Below are 21004 nucleotides of genomic sequence, written 5' to 3' on the forward strand. Positions count from 1 at the left end.
GCAATGATTTCTTTGGTTGTAAATATTAAATAGTGGCCACAATGGCCCACCGTCATTGACCACTCAAAAACCATTGCGAAATAAAAACAGAGAAAACTTGCACTGACTCACAATTTAATTAAATAGAATTAAGACTACGTCACAAAAAACAACAAGCATCTGCAATATTCAAGGTGAAAAAGAAGGCGTGCGGCGAATAAACGTTTTTTAACGATCGCGTTAAACTGATGATTGGCTGATAAAAAGGAAGAACAGGACATAAGCCAGGCAGGCCGGATATGCAGTAATCCTATAGTCTTGGCGCCGTTGATACGACAAAAACTCAGACGATGAACATGCGACGAGGAATTATGTAACAACCAGTCTGCGATAGTACCCCATCACAGACTGGTGAGGAGAATGGCTTGCCGATCGATGATTATTTTGCCTGCTCCAGAGCCTGCTTCACGGCGTTAATCACCCCGTTACTTGACAGGGTGGCGCCCGTTACCGCATCCACCTGGTCAGGATCCTGAGTTTCAATCAACTCTGGCACCACGTTATCAATGACGCCCATCATCAGTGCTTCGGTATCTTCATGTTTGACGACTTCGGCGTTGGTGATTTTCCCTCCTTCAACCGTCACAGAAACTTCAACTTCCCCTTCTTTGCCTGCGGCTTTGCCGGTATAAGTACCATCTTTATACTCGGCGGCAGCGGCAAAAGAGAACGAAAGAGCCAATGTGGCCAACACGGCCGGAATGAATTTTTTCATAACTTTCCCATAAGTTAATTACACATAAAAACGCCCATCAAAAATCCACCACAAGTAGTGAACCTGTCACCAGGACCAATATAACCACTCAACCATCCTGGACAATGAGCCAGGATGGTTTTTGAGATCAATGCCGCTGATTATTTACCGGCTTTTATCTCTTTTACCGCTTCATCGGCGCCGATGCGGCCATAGGTGACGATATCCGCCAGCGAGTTGCCGCCTAAACGGTTGGCGCCATGCACCCCGCCGGCCGCTTCCCCGGCGGCAAACAGGTTCGGTATCACCTTGCCGTTCACATCCAGCACCTGCGCTTTGTTGTTAATCGCAATCCCGCCCATGGTGTGGTGAATGCCGGGGGTGATTTCAATGGCGTAATACTTGCCGCTATCCAGAGCCAGCTTCATGCTTTCACGGCCGAACTCATCATCTTTGGCGGCTTTGGCATAGTTGCTATAGGCGCTGACGGTCTGCGCCAATTGCTTGCCGTCGACGTTGATGGCTTTGGCCAGTTCCTCTACCGTATTGCCTTCGGCAACCAGTTTTTGCTTGAAGTAAGACTGGGTCGCCTGATTCTGCTTAACCAGATCGTCATTAAAAATCAGATAGGCATGCGCGCCGGGTTGTTTGAGGATACTCTGCGACACCACATCGCGGGTCAGCAGTTCGTTCACAAAACGTTTGCCGCTTTCATTCACCATAATGGCGCCGTCGCCGCGTACCGCCTCCGTAATCAAGATCCCTTTACCGGGAACGGTTGAAGGGTGAATCTGGATATATTCCATATCCACCAGTTTGGCATTCAGCTTGGTGGCCATCTTGATGCCGTCGCCCTGGCTGCCAGGCGCGTTGGTGGTTTTAAAGCCGACCAGTTTGGGATCGTACTGTTTGATCATGTCGAAGTTAGCCCCAAAGCCGCCTGACGTGATCATCACTTTCTTGGCGTCAATGGTGAATTCTTTCCCATCCTTGCCTTTGGCTTTCACGCCGGTGACTTCACCCTTGTCGTTCTGGACGATATCGGTCGCTGAGGTATGGGTGCGCAAATCGATGTCCAGCGCCTTGACCTTTTTGAGCAATGCGGTGGCAATAAAGCTGCCCGCAGGCACCCCGCCGGCGGGGCGGTGGGTACGGTCGACGCTAGCGCCGCCGGTTCGCGTCAGGTCAGCCAGATCGGCGCCGTTCTCTTTCAGGAAGATAACCGAGTCTTTGGCATGTTCCGTCAACGTTTTCACCACTTCCGGATTATTAAGATTTCGTCCTCCTTTCATGGTGTCTTCATAGAAGAGTTCCGGGCTATCCTTGATACCTCTGGATTTTTGCAGTTCCGTGCCGGCGGCATTCAATCCGGCCTCCGCCCGAGCGGTATTCCCGCCGGCAAAAGGCATTTTCTCCAGCAATATCACTTTTGCGCCCTGATTATGCGCTTCAATGGCGGCCGACATACCAGCCCCACCCGCGCCTATAATAACCAAATCAGTCGTTTCACTGTGAACTGCTGAGGATAAGACCAACGCCAGCGCGCTCAATAGCAGGACTTTTTTCTTCATAATATGAACCTATATTTGTTATTTCCAGGAAGGGATTCCCTATCGGAACAAGTCTGATTATCTGTTTACCGCAGAACATACCGCAGAGGTTCCTTATGCTATGCGGCAACCGATTTTCGTTGACGAAAAGCAGGCTTATCCCTAAGGAATTCCAAACGACGATTTCTATTTACGATTCACTCTTTATCAGCCACGGTTTGATGCAGACAGAAAATTAATCATTCCGTTAACATGCACCTACGGGGTTGATTTAAATCCTACTCTGATTTTTATGCAAAAATTTTAACTCGATCATATATTTAGAAATTTTTTTAATTATAAATCGGCATGATTTTATCCATCGAATGAAAAACGGCGGACAATTTCTCCGACAAGCTACCCTGCCGGGCGAATAGGGAAATAAACACGCGTTCCGAACGCGCTGAAATAGCGGCGGATAATCTGAATTTAACAACGAAATAACATAAAAAACACAGGATGGACATATTCACGGCAAAGGCGACGCAAGATGCAGGAATGGGGAAAACGGACATACCTGCATCTGAAAGATAAAGCGTAAAATCCCGCGCTTAAAAACCCAGCAATTGGCGATAGGAATGGGTTTCAATATTATCCATTAACAACCCGAGGCGAATCGCACATTCGATGCATTGTTCTCTCAGCGGACTCAATTGCGCTTCATCATCCGTCATGACGGATATTTCAACAAAGTGACCGAGGGATTCGATATAATCCAGCGTAATATGGAAAATATCCAGGAAATAGACGCTGCGCGTTTTACCGACTTCATGAATCGCTTTATATCCCAGCGTTTGCAGCATGCTGTCGGCCTTCTCGAACGATTCAATGTTTACCGCCTCACAACGCTCCGCGCCGGGTCCTTTGACGATCCAAAGCTTAATGCCTGACGGCTCCATACGCCGCAACACCATACTGATATTTTGTTTTTGCAGTCCATCGTTCGCATCGTCGTAATAAACATCATGTTCTTTATTTTCGAAAATAAAGGCCTCGGGATGGTGGCCGAAAAGCGTATCGCGAAATATTGCGATATCCTGGATACGAAATTTGAGTTCAACTTCATATTTCCCTGTGAAATGTTCAACCATGCTCTTTTCTCCTTACAGGACTATCTGTAAGCACTATGGGACGCTCAGCTCAACATAGCAACACGCTTTGTCCGAAAGATGTCGACACGTAAAATCGTGACCCGCACCCGCCGCCTGCACACCCAGTCGTCCCATGACGAACCTCGCCGGCGACATCGATAGCCATCCGCTCAAATCAGCGCGGGATGAGGTGCGTCGTCACGCCTGAACGGTGCGACACTGCCTTTCTGCCTGTCGCGCATCATACCGGCGTAATAATAACCGAGACGGAAAAATCAGCCAAACACCCGTTAGCTTAGCGCTATCCTTTTGTTAATTCAGTGTTATTGGTAAAAAAGCAGGAAAATGCGCCGCGATCAGCAGGCGGCGTCAGACATTTATCAACGCGAAGAAATGCATAACAAGGGAACACGCAATACCGACGATAAATATCGATGACCGACAACCGGCGGCGCTCTATTTAATAACGTTATCTCCTGGGAATGAAAACATCACCGTTACCGGATAATTCCATAGGTATTTATTATATCACCCTGCAATCAGGTTAAATTAATTTAATCACACAGGTAAAAGTAAATCCGAGTACTATTTTCGCCCCCCTGAAAATGGCATAAAACACGAATCTCTCAGTAATATAAGTTGATGCTATGATTAATGGCGAAATCGGTTGCGTATTTTGGACGATGTTATCGGATTTTAGGATATTAAAAGAATGACCGGCTGATAGAATCGAATTGTCATCCAAATAGGCAGGGGAAAATTAAATGATGAAATGGTTAAGATGGTCAGTCATTGTCTCGTTATTAGCCGGCATGCTGGTTGCCTGCGGAGACGAAAATTCTGATAAAAACGCAACGACGGGGTCGAATAAACTGGTGGTCTATACGCCCAACAGCGAGTCAATGATTAATGCGCTGGTGCCGTTATTTGAAAAACAAACCGGTATTACGGTCGAACTGGTTTCAGCCGGCAGCGGCGAACTGGTGAAACGTATCCGTTCAGAGAAGGGCAAAGCCTATGCGGATGTGATGTTCGGCGGCGCTTTTGAACTGTTCACCGCCAATGCCGACCTGTTCGAAAAATATGTCTCGCCCAACGATCAATATCTGTTCGAAGGCCATCGCAACACCAGCGGCATTATGACCGCTTATGTCTCTGACGGCAGCGTCATGCTGGTGAATACCAATCTGGCCGGCGATATCAAAATCAACAGTTATCAGGATCTGCTCAACCCGCAACTTAAAGGTAAAATTGCGATGGCGGACCCCACCAACTCCAGTTCCGCTTTCCATCAGTTGACCAACATGCTGAAAGCCAAAGGAAACGATTATACCTCCGATGCCGGTTGGAACTATGTGGGCGGCTTGATCAAAAATCTGGACGGTAAAATCGCCGGCAGTTCCAGCAAAGCGCATAAAAGCGTGGCCGACGGCGAATATATCGTCGCGCTGACCTATGAAGATCCGGCGGTCAGCTACGTGAAGGACGGCGCGCCGGTGCGCGTGGTTTATCCGACTGAGGGCGCGGTCTTTCTGGATGGCGTGGCGGGGATCGTCAAAGGCGCCCGGCATGAGGAGAACGCCAGGAAATTTATCGATTTCATTATCTCCAAAGAAGCCCAGGAAGCGCTTGGCTCGCAGACAACCAACCGACCGCTGCGCGCCGATGTACAGCCCGGCAAATATATGACGCCGATGACGCAAATTAAAACCATTGAAGAAGATATCTCTTATGTCAGCGAACATAAGAAAGAGATTATCGAAAAATATACCGAACTGTTCACCAGTATTACCCGGTAGTCAGACATTATTAATGAAATAACCCGACTCGCCGGCTGGGAATAAACGCGCCGGCAAGTCGGGAATATTCTCCGACATTTAAATATACGATAAATATATTCAGGTTGCAGCAATTCGGCCAGGGTGCGTGCGGCCTGAAATATGACGCGTATAATCTGTAAAGCGGGTATTTATATGAGCGTTGCAATTTCTTTTCGTAATATCGTCAAAAAATATGGCGACACCACGATCATTCCAAAATTATCTCTCAACATTCAAGAAGGCGAATTCTTTACCTTATTAGGGCCGTCGGGCTGCGGCAAAACCACCCTGCTGCGTATGATTGCCGGATTTAACAGTATTGAAGAGGGTCAGTTGGCGTTTAATGAACGCGTCATGAATCAGGTCGCGCCGGGCAAACGTAATATCGGCATGGTATTCCAGAATTACGCGATATTTCCCCATCTGAATGTGGCGCAAAATGTGGAGTTCGGCTTGCGCAACCGCCCCGTCGATAAAGCGGAAAGAGAGCGGCGGGTGCAGGAAATATTGGAGGTCGTGCAAATCGAATCCTTCAGAGATCGCATGCCGAAAAACCTATCCGGCGGACAACAACAGCGTGTGGCGCTGGCGCGCGCCATCGTTATTCGCCCGGACGTGCTGTTGATGGATGAACCCTTATCCAATCTGGATGCGCAGCTGCGCGTTGATATGCGCAACGCCATCAAGGCCATCCAGCATGAAGTGGGGATCACCACGGTCTACGTCACCCACGATCAGGAAGAGGCGATGGCGGTGTCCGATCGCATCGCGGTCATGAAATCCGGCGTGATTCAACAGGTGGGTTCGCCGCGTGAGATTTACCGGCGTCCGGCGAACCTGTTCGTCGCCACCTTTATCGGCCGCACCAATATTGTCGAGGCGAAACTGAACGTCGGGGAAAATGGCGGCGCGCTGCTGCGCATCGGCGATTACGCCGAGCCCATTGCCGCGCTGCGCCTGGACATACCGCCGGACCGCAGCGTCGAGGTCAAACTGTCCGTACGCCCGGAAGAGTTTATCTTCTCTACGGATGAAAGCGGATTAAGCGGCACGGTGGTAAGCGCTATTTTTCTTGGCTTGAATACCCATCTGAATATCGCGCTGGAAAACGGCCAACAGGTCGAGATTATTCAACAGTCCGGCGGCAAAGGCGATATGGCGCCGGGAGAAAAGGTGCGTCTGAAAGTGAATACCGCGGCGATCAACATCTACGACGCCGCCGGTGAAGTGAATTACACCGGGGAAACACGCTTATGAATGCGAATACGCCGCGCCGGGATATCTGGACCTATATCACTCTGTTTATTTTTCTCGGCTATATTATTTTCCTTGCCCTGCCGCTGTTTACCATTCTGGTCAAAAGTTTTTTCGACAGCGGCAGCGGTGAATTCTCGCTGGCCTATTTCAGCAAATTCTTCGGCAAAGCCTATTATATGAACGCCGTGTGGAACAGCCTGAAGGTGACGGTCTGCGTCACGCTGCTGTCTGTACTGGTGGCCGGCCCGCTGGCCTGGATCATGTCCACGATTAACATCAAAGGCCGCGGCGCGATTCAGGTTCTGATTTTAATCTCATCCATGTCCGCGCCCTTTATCGGCGCCTATGCGTGGATCCTGCTGCTGGGCAGAAGCGGCGTCGTTACCCGCTTCTTTCAGCAACATCTGGGCGTCGAGCTGCCGGATATTTACGGCTTTTCCGGCATTTTGCTGGTGCTCACCCTGCAACTATCGCCGTTGATATTCATGTATGTCGCGGGGGCGCTGAAGAACGTCGACCATTCTCTGCTGGAAGCGGCGGAAAGCATGAACTGCACGGGCCTGCGTAAAATGTGGATCGTCCTGATGCCGCTGATCACGCCGACCCTGCTGGCGGGCGGTCTGCTGGTGTTTATGCGCGCGTTTGCCGATTTCGGCACGCCGATGCTGATTGGTGAAGGTTACCGCACCGTGCCGGTTTTGATCTTTAATGAGTTTATCAGCGAAGTCGGCGGCGACGACGGCTTTGCCGCGGCCATCAGCGTCGTGGTGGTGCTGTTCACCATGGCGGTATTTCTGTTGCAGAAATATATCGCCAACCGCAAATCGTATAGCATGAGCGCGCTGAACCCCATCGTGCCGGAGGATAAACGCGGATTGGGCAATATCGCCGCGCATCTCTATGTTTATTTGTTTACGGCGGTGGCGATGATGCCGCAGCTCTATGTCGCCTATACCTCGTTTCTGAAAACCTCAGGCAAGATTTTTGTCGACGGCTATTCGCTGGACAGCTACCGCCTTGCCTTCACCCGGGTGGGCGACGCGATCGCCAATACGTTTTTACTGGCGATCGTGACCATCATCCTGATTACGTTCATCGCCGTGCTGATCGCCTATGCCACGGTAAAACGCAAAGGTATGGTGGCGAACCTGCTGGATACCTTCACCATGATGCCCTACATCGTACCGGGCTCTATTTTGGGTATCGCCCTGCTGTCGACGTTTAATCAGCCCCCGCTGTTGCTCAGCGGCACGGCCGCCATCATGATCGCGGCATTCGTCATTCGGCGCCTGCCGTATACCATCCGCTCCAGCGCGGCCGTTCTGCATCAGGTCAATGACAGCATAGAGGAAGCGGCCATCAGTCTTGGCGCCTCCCCCATGAAGACCTTCTTTCGCATTACGGTGCCGATGATGATGTCGGGGGTGATTGCCGGCGCCATATTAAGCTGGATCAGCATCATTACCGAGTTAAGCACCTCGATTATTCTCTATACCGGCCAGACGAAAACCATGACGGTGGCGATCTACACTGAAGTGGTTAGAGGCAATTACGGGGTGGCGGCGGCGCTATCGACGCTGCTGACGGTGACCACGGTCATATCGCTGCTGATCTTCTTCAGGCTAACGGGCAAAAAAGAGATCACGCTGTAGGCAGCCAGTCCGGCCGGCGCGGCGTGCCGGCCGGCCGGACTGCCTCCGTATCATGGTGTACAATGACGAACGGCATGCAGGAGACGAAACAGTGGCGATATCCCCCAAGCATAATTTCAAAGATTCGATCCGACGGATGTTTCTACTGTATGCTTTTGTTCCTATCTTACTGTTGTTTATCCTGTTTTTGGCTTTCACCGTTGTGAATGCGCGCTTTACGTTAAGCCAGCAGACACGGGAAGCCGCCCGTTCGATCCGCGCCGCGCTTGACGACACATACCGGGCCTATGAATGGGAGATGACGCGGATGAGCGCCCTTCCCGAAGTGATCGAATTTACCCGTTCCCGGCGCGACGGCCCGCGCGTATTCGAGCAGTTCTACAATTTCAACAATCGCCAGACCATCAGGAGCGTCATGCATCTGTTGAACGCCCAGGGCGATATTCTCGCCTCCTCCGCCAATCTCAGCCCTGAATCGGCGGACAATGCGCTGAAAGCCATTGCGCAACGCATGGACAGAAACGGGCAATCGACGCTGACCGAGACCAACCATATTCGCTTTTCTCATGACCGCTACACCGTATATACCTTCGCCCACGACATCCGTGAGAATGGGCAGGTCATCGGTTATTTGCTCTACCAGTTGTACGAGGCGGATATGCAGAAACAGATTTTTGTCCGCAATAATGAAATCGCAATCGTCGCCGATCGGCATAACACCATTATCGCCACCACCAATAACATCGTGCGCGGGCCGCTCAACAAGCTGACGCTGGAGCGGGAAAACGGCGATATCGTCATCGATAACGGACGCTATCGCAGCAGCGAGGCGGTTGTCCCGGCGGCGAACTGGCATATTTATACGCTGAATGCCATCCAGTTGATGAACTCCACCTACCTGTCGCTGATCGTATTTTTCATCGTCGCCAGCCTGCTGCTGCTGTTGCTGATTCAATTTCTGGCGCGGGCGATTGCGGCGCGCCACACCCAGGCTATCGATAAACTGATTTATGCGGTCGGCGAATTACAGGCCGGCAATATGCACTCTTATGTTCATCTCGATACCGGCGATGAATTTGAACTGCTGGCCGACCAGTACAACGCCATGCTCACCCGGCTCAATGACTTGCTGACGCGCAACGAGGAGCTGTCCAGACTGCGCCGAATGACGGAGGTGAAACATCTTCAGTCTCAGTTTCATCCGCACTTTATCTTCAACGTACTGGAAATGCTGCGTTATGCCATCGTCATCGATCGCGATCTGGCGCAGCAAATGGTGTTGCTGATGTCCAGGCTGTTGCGCTACAGCATCAGTACGGAAAGCGACACGGTGATCCTGAAAGACGATCTGAATTACGTTGAGGACTACTTAAAGCTGCAACATATGCGTTTCCGCGATCGCCTGGGCTACGCGATCGACGTCAATAAAGAGGCGATGAATGCCCGCGTGCCGCGGCTGATGTTACAGGCGGTCATCGAGAATTCGATTAAATACGGCTACCAGCAAAAAGAGACGCTTTATATCGCCGTTAACGGTTACAGGGTGGGAACGGATGTGCTGATTGAAGTCACGGACAATGGCGGCGGCATGAGTGAAGAGCGGCTGCGCGCCGTGCGACACATCCTGTCGGAAGCGAATAATCAGACCCCGCATATCGGCCTGCACAATCTGCACCGCCGCCTGACGCTAATCTACGGCGATCGTTACGGCCTTGCCATCAGCAGCCGCGCCGGCGAAAGTACGACCGTCAGAATCACCATTCCCTGTGAAAAGGAGAGCGCGCATGTTTAAAGTGCTGCTGATTGAAGACGAGGAAATCATTCGCAAGGGTCTTCGCTATACCTTCGACTGGCTGGCGGCAGACTGTATCGTGGTGGGCGAAGCGGAAAACGGCGAGTCCGGTCTGCATTATATTCGCACGCTGAAACCGGATATCGTGGTGGTGGATATCAATATGCCGCTGATGAACGGCATTTCGATGATCGAACATAGCGAACGGGACGCCGCCATTTGCAGCTATATTATTCTGTCCGGCTATGACGAGTTCGGTCTGGCGAAACAGGCTATCCGCCTCGGGGTCACGGAATATTTGCTCAAACCGCTCGATCAGGAACAGCTCGCCGACGCGCTGGAACGGGCGAAACGGCAGGTTGAAATCAAGCAGCGTTATGCCGCCATGCTGGACGCCGCGTCGTCCGGCGATGAAGATATCCAGACTTCATTAATGAAACTGCCGCATCACACCTCGCATTATGTGGCGAAGGCGATTGAATATATCCAGGAAAACTACGCGGCAAAAATCTCCATTAACGATCTGGTGACGCGGCTTAGCATCAGCGCGGCCTACCTGAACCGTAAATTCAAAAGCGAAACCACCTATACGTTCAATGATTTTCTGAACCGCTACCGCATCGGCCGGGCGATGGATTTACTGAAACGCGGCGATCGTAAAATCTACCTTATCGCTTCCGACGTCGGTTTTAAGGATTACAAATATTTTATCGCCATCTTCAGAAAATATGCGGACTGCACCCCCGGCCAATATCAGGAACGGTTTGGATCGCGGCACGTCAATTAAGCGCAGCGCCTTATTTGTCGTCAGGCGCCGTCGCCAGAATACGCACGTTTTCAAAACCATGATGATGCATAAATTCTCGCAAAATCAGCAATCTGGCGGAGAACGCGTTGTCCAGCGGTATCTCTTCCCAGGAGGCGGGACTGCCCAGCATCACCCGCTCCAGCCGTTTGAAGGTTTGCTCCATATTATCCAGCGGCAATAGCCAGCCGTCGGGGCCTTCCTGCCCGCCGGAAAGCCGGGCGATAACCGCCAGTTCCGGATCGCAGGAAAACAGCGACGAGTCTGGCGGCAGATCGTGACGAATCGCCATCACCTCATCTTCGACGGTCATAATCGCCAGCTCCATTTCATCCGGCGTGGGCGGAAGATGTTTAAAAAAGGCTTCCGCCGTTTTTTTACTGCCCAGCTTCAGACGCAGAATAACGTCCGGCGCCGCCCCGGCGCCGCAGACGGCCGTCGTTTGCCGGTCGTCGATGGACAGCAGCGTCACTGGCGCAGTCTGCCCGCTATGCCGTCTTGCTTGTGCATATTGTTGATGCAGCTCGGTATCGATATCCATCATTACTCTCCTTATCACGCAGACTGACAAAAGCGGGCGATGCCGGCGATATCCGCCGGCGTCGTGCGGCAGCAACCGCCGATCAATTTCGCGCCGGCCGCCCGCCACTGCGCTAAATGCGCCGTCAGGGAACAGGCTTCGTCCGCGTGACGCTCCCAGGTTTTGCTGACCGCATCATAGTGCTCGCCCGAATTCGGATACACCACCAGCGGCAGCGAGGTATTGGCGGATAGCTGCGTTAACGCTGCGGTTACGCTGTCCAGCGCAATGCAGTTGATGCCGACGGCGACAACCTGCGGGCAGCGATTCAGCAATAACAGCACATCCGGCAACGGGGTGCCGTCGCTCAGGTGGTGACTGTCGCGCAGCGTAAAGGAGAACCAGGCCGACGCCTGGGGAAATTCCGCCAGCAAATCGACCAGCGCCTTGATTTCAGCGAACGACGGCAGCGTTTCACAGGCAAGAATGTCCACGCCGGCGTCAAGCAGCGCCGCGATGCGCGGGCGGTGAAAAGCCATCATCTCCGCCGGCGGCAACGCGTAGTCGCCGCGATACTCCGAGCCGTCCGCCAGATAAGCGCCGTACGGCCCGACCGATCCGGCGATCAGCAACCTGCCGCTTTCAGGATGGTCGCGGCGATAGTCGTCGCGCGCCTGGGCCGCCAGCCGTACGCTTTTTTCAATCAGCGCCAGCGACTGCCGTTCGTCGAGTCCGCGGGCTTTAAACCCCTGCGGGGTCGCCTGATAGCTGGCCGTAATGGCGCACTGCGCTCCCGCGTTAAAATAGTCGAGATGAACCTGATAAATCAGCGCCGGATTTTCGATTAGCACCCTGGCCGACCACAGAGGATCGGTCAGATCGCAACCGCGCGCTTCCAGCTCCGTGGCTAATGCCCCATCCAGCACAATCGTCGGCGTCGTCGCCAGCATGTCGGCCACCGGATTACTACGCAACATCTTCCGCTCCCTTCGAGAATTCACGTTTCTGAATCAGTTTAGTGAAATAATAAGCGCCATAACATAAAGCGACAAAGGGTATTCCGCACCACAGCGCGATGCGCTGCTCAGGATCAAACGCCAGGCCGATACAGGCCAGCAAACAGAGGGCAAAACCGAGAATCGGCGTTACCGGAAACCACGGCGCGCGATATTGCAGATCCGCCAGCGGCAGACCGTCGCGCAGGTGACGACGACGAAAAGTATAGTGAGACGCGCAGATACTCAACCAGACCGCCACCACGGCAAAGCCGGAAATGGCGGACAGCGCCACATACACGGTATCGGGCGCCACTACGCTGGAGAACAGCGCCAGCAGTCCGCCGAGCATGCTGACCGAAATGGCGAACAGCGGGATGCCGCGACGCGTCAGGCGCGAAAAGCACGCCGGCAGCGTGCGTTCGTTCGACAACGACCACAGCATACGTCCTGAGGCATAGAGCCCGGAGTTGGCGGCGGAGAGGATCGCGGTAAGAATGACGAAGTTAAAAATATCCGCCGCATAAGGAATGCCGATTTTTTCAAACACCATCACAAACGGGCTTTTAATAATCCCCGCCTGATCCATCGGCAACATCGCCGCCAGCACCACCACGGTGCCAATAAAGAAAATCACCAGCCGCGCCACCGTGGTGCGGATAGCGATGGGAACGACTTTCTGCGGATTTTCCGTTTCGCCGGCGGCGATGCCGATCAATTCCGTCCCGGAAAACGCGAAGTTAACCGCCACCATGGTCATCAGTATCGGCAGGCCGCCGTGCGGGAACCAGCCCGATGCGGTGATGTTCTGGAAAAACGGCGCCGGCGATCCGTCTTTCAGCGGAATAAAGCCGAACATCGCGCCCGCGCCCAGAATGATAAACGCCAGAATGGTCACCACTTTGATCAGCGAAAACCAAAACTCGCCTTCAGCAAAGAAACGCGACGAGATGACGTTCAGCAGGAATATCAGCGTGCAGAACAGCAAACACCAGATCCAGACCGGCACGTGGGGAAACCAGTACTGCATGCAGAATCCGGCCGCGGTAAGGCTGGAGCCCAGCGCCACCGTCCAGGTCAGCCAGTACAGCCAGGCGACGGTATAGCCCGTGGCCGGGCCGAGGTATCGCGCGGCATAGACATGAAAAGCGCCGGTTTCCGGCATGGCGACGGACAACTCGCCCAGGCTCAGCATGACCAGATACACCACCAGCGCGCCGATCAGGTAGGCCATCAGCGTCCCCGCCGCCCCCGTGGTCGAAATGATGTAACCGGTATTGAAAAAAAGCCCGGTGCCGATAACGCCGCCAAGCGAAAGCATAACCAAATGACGCGCTTTCATCGTGCGCTTGAATTGCCCTGCCGGGCCGGCCTTGTGCTGTTCCATCATGCCCCTTGCATATACAGACGTCTAAACTTCCAGACAGATGGCGCGTTATACCGCTAAATAAGTCGGAAAGCAAAGGTAGTCCGGGGGCGACGGCGTCGATCAGCCACAATTTGCGCAACGGGGGAAAGCGGGTTAGTCCGGAAGGTTGCCGATCGCGCGCGCGATTTCAGCCGAGGTTTTCAGCGCGCGGATCTCGCTAAACAAGGCTGAGGCCTCGCGATACTCCTTGCGCAGATAGCCCAGCCACTGTTTGATGCGCGCGACGTGATACAGGCCGGTATCGCCCTGTTTTTCCAGTTGGACGTATTTTCGCAGCAGCCTCACCACCGCCGCCCACGGCATACGCGGTTCCTGGTATTTGATCACCCGGCTCAGGTTCGGCACGTTCAGCGCCCCGCGACCAATCATGATGGCGTCGCAGCCAGTGGCCGCCATACACGCCTGCGCGCTTTGCCAGTCCCAGATTTCGCCGTTGGCGATCACCGGAATGGTCAGCCGCCGACGAATCTCGCCGATGGCCTGCCAGTCAATGCACTCCGCTTTATAGCCCTCTTCTTTGGTGCGTCCGTGTACCGTCAATTCCGTCGCCCCCGCCTGCTGCGCCGCATCGGCGATCTCAAACCGGCGAGATGGCGAATCCCAGCCGAGACGCACTTTCACCGTTACCGGCAGATGCGACGGCACCGCGGCGCGCATCGCTTTGACGCCCTGATAAATCAGTTCGGGATCTTTGAGCAACGTCGCCCCGCCGCCGCTGCCGTTGACCAGTTTGGACGGGCAGCCGCAGTTTAAGTCAACGCCGTGGGAGCCCAACTCGACCGCCCGACAGGCGTTTTCCGCCAGCCAGTGCGGATATTGTCCCAGCAGTTGGACGCGCACCGGCGTGCCGGACGGCGTGCGGCTGGCATGGTGTAATTCCGGGCATAAACGATAGAAGGATTTGACCGGCAGGCAGCGATCGACCACCCGTAAAAATTCGGTGATGCACAGATCGTAATCATTAACATCGGTCAGCAGTTCCCGCACCAGAGAGTCGAGAACCCCTTCCATCGGAGCAAGCAGAACACGCATAACGTTACTCGGTTACCAACGGGCCAGTAAAAAGCAGGCAATGGTACTGTTCCTTGTCAGGAGCGCGCAACGGAAAAACATAGGTAGTTAACAAATAACATAATTAGGCTACGATATAAAACAGCCGCAAAATGCAAAAAACAAAGCAGGAAGGATGCGTTATGACCCACAATCTGGCCAGTCAGCTCAGCAAACGCTTTTACCGCTATCTCGCCGTGACCAGCCAAAGCGACGCCGCCTCTTCAACGCTGCCCAGCACGCCGGGACAACACGACATGGCGAAAATGCTGGCGGAAGAGCTGCATGAACTCGGTCTGAACAATATCGTTATCGATGGGCATGCCACCGTCACCGCGCTAAAACCGGGCAATTGCCCCGACGCGCCGCGCATCGGCTTCATTACGCACATCGATACCGTCGACGTCGGTTTGTCCGCGCATATTCATCCGCAAACCCTGCGTTTTACCGGCGCGGATATCTGCCTGAACCGCGAACAGGACATTTGGCTGCGCACGGCAGAACACCCGGAAATTATGCCTTATGTCGGGCAGGATATTATTTTCAGCGACGGCACCAGCGTACTCGGCGCCGATAACAAAGCCGCCGTCACGGTGGTCATGACCTTGCTGGAGAACCTCGCCGACGATACGCCGCATGGCGATATCGTCGTGGCATTCGTGCCGGATGAAGAGATCGGCCTGCGCGGCGCGAAAGCGCTGGATCTCAAACGCTTCGACGTGGATTTCGCCTACACCATCGACTGCTGTGAGCTGGGCGAAGTAGTGTATGAGAACTTCAATGCCGCCGCCGCCGAAATCCGTTTTACCGGCGTGACCGCGCACCCGATGTCGGCGAAAGGCGTGTTGGTCAACCCGCTGCTGATGGCGCACGATTTTATCAGCCATTTCGACCGTCGGCAGACGCCGGAGCACACCGACGGACGTCAGGGCTACGTCTGGTTCAACGATCTGACGGCGAACGCCAATGAGGCGAAGCTGAAGGCCTCCATTCGGGATTTCGATCTGGCCTCGTTTGAACAGCGCAAGCGGCAAATCGCCGAGGTGGCGACGACGATCGCCGAGCGGTATCCCACCGGCAAAGTCAGCTTTACCGTCAGCGATACCTACAGCAACATCAGTAATGCGATTACCGACGATCGCCGCGCCATCGATCTGCTGTTCGCCGCGCTGGATAAGCTGGCGATCCCGCCGAAAGTCACGCCGATGCGCGGCGGCACCGACGGCGCGGCGCTGTCCGCCAAAGGCTTGCTGACGCCGAATTTCTTTACCGGCGCGCACAATTTTCATTCGCGCTTTGAATTCCTGCCGATTCCCTCGTTTGTGAAATCGTACCAGGTCGCGCTGAATCTGTGTCTGCTGGCGGCCGGCGACGCCTCAGCGCAGCAGTGACCGACGCAGCGCCGAGGGCGTGATGCCGCGCTCGCTTTTGAAACGATGACTGAGGTGGCTGGCGGAACTGAAGCCGCACAGCAGCGCAATCTCGGTGATCGACAGCGCGCTGCGGCGCAGCATCTCCTCCGCCCGCGCCAACCGCCGCGTCAGGATATACTGGTGCGGCGCCATGCCCTCGCTCTGACGGAACATGCGGGCAAAGTGAAATTCGCTTAACCCGGCCTCCGCGGCCAGTTCAGCCAGCGTCAGCGGTTCGCCCAGCCGGTTTTCCATCATCTCTTTCACCCTGCGCTGCACCGCCGGCGCCAGACCGCCCCGCACCTCGGGCAGCGTCCATTGAAGCTGGGTATATTGTCTCAGGATATGCAGCATCAACAGCGTCGCCGCGCTGCTCAGCACCAGTTGGTTCGCCGGATCCGCCCAACTGTTGTTGAGTAAAAACTGTCGGTAAAGCGTAGTGATTTGCGGGTCGTCGCCAAAGATCCGCTCTTCGGTACGGATAACGGCCGGGCTGCGATCCCAGGTTTGTTCCGCCAGCCGGCGAAAATGACCGTCATCGCAGTAAAGGTGAACAAACGAAAGGTCGCCGCGAATGTCCCAGGTTGAGATGCAATCTTTCGGCATCAGGCAGAAGCGGTCGGGACCGCCGCCGTTGCGCCAGCCATTCGCCGTCTGGTGATAGCTCTCGTAACCATCGGCGACGTACAGGCTGATAGTGTGGTGATCGGTATTTTCCATAGTGACGCGATCGTGGCTGTTAGACCATGACGCCAGACGCACGCCGCAACCCAACTCAACGGTATCACGCAGTTTAGTTTTATGATGCTGTAGCGTGTCGAACACTTTATACCGGTGCATTCCCCTCTCCTTACCAATAAACCGCAAGATTATGTTATTGAGCGCAATACGCTGAAAGCCCATGCGGCGGCAAAACCGCATACTGGCAGGCATGAAGAACACCGGAGTCTGCCAATGAATATTTTACTCTACCTTTCCGTGGTGCTGATTTGGGGTACTACCTGGATCGCCATCAGCCTGCAACAGGGAAGCGTGGCCGCCGAAGTCTCCATTTTTTGGCGCTTTCTTCTCTCGTCGGCGATTTTACTGGCCTTTCTGACGCTGACGAAACGCCTGCGGCCGCTGTCGCGCCGGGGACACCTGCTGTGTATGCTTCAGGGGTTGTGCGTATTCGGCATTAACTTTGTTTGTTTTTATCACGCCATCGCCTGGATTTCGAGTGGATTAGAGTCGGTCATTTTTTCCATGGCGGTGTTATTTAATGCTTTCAACAGCCGGCTTTTCTTCGGTCAGCGCCTGACGCGCAACGTGATTTTCGCCGCGCCGCTGGGTTTGTTCGGCATTGCGGCGTTGTTCTGGCACGACCTGACGAATATGGATGCGCAGCCGCATTTGCTCCTGGGCGCCGGGCTCTGTCTGCTGGGTACCTACTGCTTCTCGCTGGGCAATATGATCAGCGCCCAGCATCAGCGGCAAGGGCGCGACGTGATGACCACCAACGGCTGGGGCATGTGCTACGGCGCGCTATGGATGGGGTTATTCAGCCTGATTCAGGGATATGATTTTTCACCGGAAATCACCACCCGCTACCTCGGCTCGCTATTCTATCTGGCGATCTTCGGTTCGGTCATCGCTTTCGGCGCTTACTTCAGCCTGGTAGGCCGCATCGGCGCCAGTCAGAGCGCCTATTCCACGCTGCTGTTTCCGCTGGTGGCGCTATCCATTTCCACGATCTATGAAGGCTATCAATGGCAGGTCAATGACGTGTTAGGCTTGCTGCTGATCCTGGCGGGCAACGCGGTGATGTTTTACCGCCCGCGCCGGCGGGTGGCGTCCGCCGCAGCGGTGAAATGAATGTTCATCCCGGATGAGAGTGACGCGTCGGTTCGCTCCCCTTTCTCTCTTGAGGTTGCAGTCTCATATACACAAAGCAGAGGGGCTGACGGGATTGGCCGTTACGCGGCGTAAAAAATTATGCTGAGGAGATAGCTGGCTTAGGATGCGGCGAAAGCTTGGCGCGTGCTACGCCGTAGCATGGAAATGGCGGCATTGCGGCGCACGAAACCGCCTCTGAGTCCGCAAAAAATATGACTAAGAGACAGCCCCTGCAAAGGGTTGGGGTGAGTCAATCACGACTATTGCGACGCCTGTCGCTACCCCCTCCCGGCCTCCCCCTTGTCAGGGGGAGGCGCGTTCTCCCTCCCCTGCGAAGGGGGAGGGTCGGGGTGGGGTCAATAATAAACTGACGACGCCTGCCACTACACCCTCCCGGCCTCCCCCTTGTCTGGGGGAGGCGCGTTCTCCCTCCCCTGCGAAGGGGGAGGGTCGGGGTGGGGTCAATAATAAACTGACAACGCCTGCCGCCCCCCCCCCCGCCCTCCCCCTTGTCAGGGGGAGGCGCGATACTCCCTCCCCTGCGAAGGGGAGGGTTGGGGTGGGGTCAGCTCCGCATTATTTCGCCGCGGGCTTGCTGCGGTTTTGCGGACGCGGCGCGCGGCGCTGCTGCCCTTCGCCGTTGCTCCACGGACCGGCGCTGTTGCCGCCGGAACGACGCGGCTGACGGGCGCCGTCGCTATTCTTGCGTTCGCCCTGAGCGCGCGCAGCGCCGGACTGACCGCGAGGTCCGCCGTTACGGGCGCCCCCGCCGCGATTACCCTGACGGCCGTTGACGATCGGCTCGGCCTTGATTGACGGATCCGGCTCATAGCCCGGTACGGCAATGCGCGGGATCTCGCGCTTCAGCAAACGTTCGATATCGCGCAACAGCTTGTGCTCATCCACGCAGACCAGCGATAACGCCTCTCCGGTGGATTCCGCGCGGCCTGTACGGCCGATACGGTGAACATAATCTTCCGGCACGTTCGGCAACTCATAGTTCACCACGTGCGGCAACTGGTCGATATCCAGACCGCGGGCGGCAATGTCGGTCGCCACCAGCACGCGGATGGTACCGTCTTTGAAATTCGCCAACGCGCGGGTACGCGCGCCCTGACTTTTGTTGCCATGGATGGCGGCGGCGCTGATGCCGTCTTTTTCCAACAGTTCGGCCAGGTGGTTGGCGCCGTGTTTGGTGCGGGTAAACACCAGCACCTGCCGCCAGTTATTTTCGCCGATCAGTTGGGATAACAACTCGCGTTTGCGGCGCTTATCGACAAAATGGACATGCTGCGTAACCAGTTCCGACGGCGTATTGCGGCGCACCACTTCGACCGACGCCGGGTTAGTCAGCAACTTGCTCGCCATGCTTTTGATTTCATCAGAGAAGGTGGCGGAGAACAGCAGGTTCTGACGTTTAGCCGGCAGCTTGGCCAACACGCGGCGGATATCGTGGATAAAGCCCATATCCAGCATGCGGTCGGCTTCATCCAGCACCAGGATTTCAATCTGCGACAGATCGACGGCGTTCTGATGTTCGAGATCGAGCAAACGGCCCGGCGTCGCCACCAGAATATCCACCCCGCCGCGCAGCTTCATCATCTGCGGGTTGATGCTGACGCCGCCGAACACCACCAGGGAACGCAGGCGCAAATATTTGCTGTAGGCCTGAACGTTTTCGCCAATCTGCGCTGCCAGCTCGCGGGTCGGCGTCAGGATCAGCGCCCGAACCGGACGTCGACCTTTCGGCGCCGGCGCGCTGCTCAGCAATTGCAACAGCGGTAAGGTGAAACCCGCCGTTTTACCGGTGCCGGTTTGCGCGCAGGCCATTAAATCACGACCGGCCAGCACAACAGGGATCGCCTGGCGCTGTACGGGCGTCGGTTCACGATAGCCCTGTTCTTCAACAGCACGCAGAATGTCGGCACTCAGGCCGAGAGAATCAAATGACATAATAGAGAACAACTCCAGATCCGCCCTGACCGGATAACATCCGGTGTAGTTTTCAGAGGGATAATAAGGCGGGTTTGCCGGGCCACCATCAACTCAACAATAACGACATAAGCACAACCACGATGAACGGACACAACTACAGTGCGTAACTGGCGCTGATTGTACCAGAGATTCTAAAGGTTAAAAAATTTTTATCTGTGCGTTGCTCAATTTGTTACTCAAACCGATATACGCGCATAAAAGTCATTTTTGTGATCAAGATCGATAAAAATACTCAAAACAGGCCTAAAGTTAATCATCTGATTAACTCGTTTTCCCAAGGCGGCTTATGCCTGATAAATCTCAGTCTTCCGGCCGCAGCGATCAAACGCGGCAGCAACTGATGCAAGCCGCGCTGGAAGTCTTTGGCGAATACGGGCCGCAGGCCGCGACGACCCGTGATATCGCCAATCGCGCCGGGCAGAATATCGCCGCCATCGCCTATCATTTTCAGTCCAAGGAAGGGTTGTACCTGGCGGTCGCCGGTTGGATGTCCGATTACGTGCGTCAGACTTACCGTCCGCTGGTGGCGGAAATCGAAGCCTTTATGCAACGCCCGCCGCAACAGCAGTCGGCGGAGCAGCTTATGGAGTATATCCGCCGCGGCATCCTGACTTTCAGCCGCCTGATGACCCGTTCGGAAACGCTGAATCTGAGCCGGATCGTGTCCCGCGAACAGCTATCGCCAACGGATGCTTATCCGATTATCCATCAGCAGGTTATCGATCCCATGCACCGGTTGCTGACGATGCTGATCGCCCGCTATACCGGGATGGACCAGCATCATCCCAAAGTCATCGTTCATACCCATGCGCTGATCGGCGAGGTGCTTTCCTTTCGCGTTGCCAGGGAAACCATCCTTCTGCGTGCGGGCTGGCAAGACATCGGCAACGAAGAAACGACGCTCATTCAGCAAGTCCTGATGGAACACCTTGACATTCTCCTTAACGGACTGCGGGTCCATCATGCCCGACAGATAAAGGAATAATGCG

17 protein-coding genes are annotated in these 21004 nt (G+C 54.7%); 8 read left to right on the forward strand and 9 right to left on the reverse strand.

Annotated features, from left to right (window positions below; translation table 11 throughout):
• Positions 1-418: 418 nt before the first annotated feature.
• The 3 genes from ABRZ26_RS05475 to cyaB all read right to left on the reverse strand — a co-directional run bounded on the left by ABRZ26_RS05475 (position 419) and on the right by cyaB (position 3413).
• Positions 419-754 (reverse strand): FMN-binding protein, encoded by a 336-nt coding sequence (locus ABRZ26_RS05475; RefSeq protein WP_319603241.1) that lies wholly within the window; start codon positions 752-754, stop codon positions 419-421.
• 140 nt (positions 755-894) lie between these two features.
• The gene (locus ABRZ26_RS05480) at positions 895-2304 is read right to left on the reverse strand and encodes a flavocytochrome c (protein ID WP_319603242.1); all 1410 of its coding nucleotides are present in this window, start codon (positions 2302-2304) and stop codon (positions 895-897) included.
• 569 nt (positions 2305-2873) lie between these two features.
• Positions 2874-3413 carry a class IV adenylate cyclase gene (gene cyaB / locus ABRZ26_RS05485; RefSeq protein WP_319603243.1) on the reverse strand — a complete coding sequence of 180 codons (540 nt, stop codon included), beginning with the start codon at positions 3411-3413 and terminating at the stop codon, positions 2874-2876.
• A 764-nt stretch (positions 3414-4177) separates the two neighbouring features.
• Between cyaB and ABRZ26_RS05490 the strand changes: the two genes are divergently transcribed.
• The 5 genes from ABRZ26_RS05490 (at position 4178) to ABRZ26_RS05510 (ending at position 10721) form a co-directional block, all read left to right on the forward strand.
• A complete protein-coding gene (locus ABRZ26_RS05490) occupies positions 4178-5212 on the forward strand; it encodes an ABC transporter substrate-binding protein (RefSeq protein WP_319603244.1) in 1035 nt (344 codons plus the stop codon).
• 174 nt (positions 5213-5386) lie between these two features.
• Positions 5387-6490, forward strand: a complete 1104-nt coding sequence (locus ABRZ26_RS05495) for an ABC transporter ATP-binding protein (protein WP_319603245.1) — start codon at positions 5387-5389, stop codon at positions 6488-6490.
• Positions 6487-8142, forward strand: a complete 1656-nt coding sequence (locus ABRZ26_RS05500; protein ID WP_319603246.1) for an ABC transporter permease — start codon at positions 6487-6489, stop codon at positions 8140-8142. The genes ABRZ26_RS05495 and ABRZ26_RS05500 overlap by 4 nt, the downstream gene beginning before the upstream one ends.
• Before the next feature lie 91 nt (positions 8143-8233).
• Entirely contained in the window at positions 8234-9934 is a 1701-nt protein-coding gene (locus ABRZ26_RS05505; RefSeq protein ID WP_319603247.1) for a cache domain-containing sensor histidine kinase, read from the forward strand.
• Positions 9927-10721: a response regulator transcription factor gene (locus tag ABRZ26_RS05510; protein ID WP_319603248.1), complete on the forward strand. Its 795-nt coding sequence runs from the start codon at positions 9927-9929 to the stop codon at positions 10719-10721. Before ABRZ26_RS05505 ends, ABRZ26_RS05510 begins: the two co-directional genes overlap by 8 nt.
• Positions 10722-10731: 10 nt before the next feature.
• Here the strand turns inward: ABRZ26_RS05510 and ABRZ26_RS05515 are convergent, their stop codons facing one another.
• The 4 genes from ABRZ26_RS05515 to dusC all read right to left on the reverse strand — a co-directional run bounded on the left by ABRZ26_RS05515 (position 10732) and on the right by dusC (position 14715).
• Complete coding sequence (locus tag ABRZ26_RS05515; RefSeq protein WP_319603249.1) at positions 10732-11283, reverse strand: hypothetical protein; 552 nt, start codon at positions 11281-11283, stop codon at positions 10732-10734.
• 11 nt (positions 11284-11294) lie between these two features.
• Positions 11295-12236, reverse strand: coding sequence for a homocysteine S-methyltransferase (gene mmuM, locus ABRZ26_RS05520; protein ID WP_319603250.1), 942 nt, complete (start codon positions 12234-12236; stop codon positions 11295-11297).
• Complete coding sequence (gene mmuP / locus ABRZ26_RS05525) at positions 12226-13641, reverse strand: S-methylmethionine permease (RefSeq protein WP_319603385.1); 1416 nt, start codon at positions 13639-13641, stop codon at positions 12226-12228. The genes mmuM and mmuP overlap by 11 nt, the downstream gene beginning before the upstream one ends.
• Before the next feature lie 135 nt (positions 13642-13776).
• Positions 13777-14715, reverse strand: a complete 939-nt coding sequence (gene dusC, locus ABRZ26_RS05530; RefSeq protein WP_319603251.1) for a tRNA dihydrouridine(16) synthase DusC — start codon at positions 14713-14715, stop codon at positions 13777-13779.
• 161 nt (positions 14716-14876) lie between these two features.
• Here dusC and pepT point away from each other — a divergent pair, with 161 nt between their 5' ends.
• Positions 14877-16124 (forward strand): peptidase T, encoded by a 1248-nt coding sequence (pepT, locus tag ABRZ26_RS05535; protein WP_319603252.1) that lies wholly within the window; start codon positions 14877-14879, stop codon positions 16122-16124.
• Here the strand turns inward: pepT and ABRZ26_RS05540 are convergent.
• Positions 16110-16985, reverse strand: a complete 876-nt coding sequence (locus ABRZ26_RS05540; protein WP_319603253.1) for a helix-turn-helix domain-containing protein — start codon at positions 16983-16985, stop codon at positions 16110-16112. The two genes, pepT and ABRZ26_RS05540, sit on opposite strands and share 15 nt — an antisense overlap.
• A 114-nt stretch (positions 16986-17099) precedes the next feature.
• On the opposite strand from ABRZ26_RS05540, the gene ABRZ26_RS05545 reads away from it, so the two are divergent.
• Entirely contained in the window at positions 17100-17999 is a 900-nt protein-coding gene (locus tag ABRZ26_RS05545) for a DMT family transporter (protein WP_319603254.1), read from the forward strand.
• Positions 18000-18596: 597 nt separating this feature from the next.
• Here the strand turns inward: ABRZ26_RS05545 and rhlE are convergent.
• Positions 18597-19973 (reverse strand): ATP-dependent RNA helicase RhlE, encoded by a 1377-nt coding sequence (rhlE, locus tag ABRZ26_RS05550; protein ID WP_319603255.1) that lies wholly within the window; start codon positions 19971-19973, stop codon positions 18597-18599.
• A gap of 328 nt (positions 19974-20301) precedes the next feature.
• On the opposite strand from rhlE, the gene ABRZ26_RS05555 reads away from it, so the two are divergent.
• The gene (locus ABRZ26_RS05555; protein WP_319603256.1) at positions 20302-21000 is read left to right on the forward strand and encodes a CerR family C-terminal domain-containing protein; all 699 of its coding nucleotides are present in this window, start codon (positions 20302-20304) and stop codon (positions 20998-21000) included.
• Positions 21001-21004: the final 4 nt, after the last annotated feature.

It is taken from the genome of Brenneria sp. L4-2C (genome assembly GCF_040240335.1).
Taxonomy (GTDB): domain Bacteria; phylum Pseudomonadota; class Gammaproteobacteria; order Enterobacterales; family Enterobacteriaceae; genus Brenneria.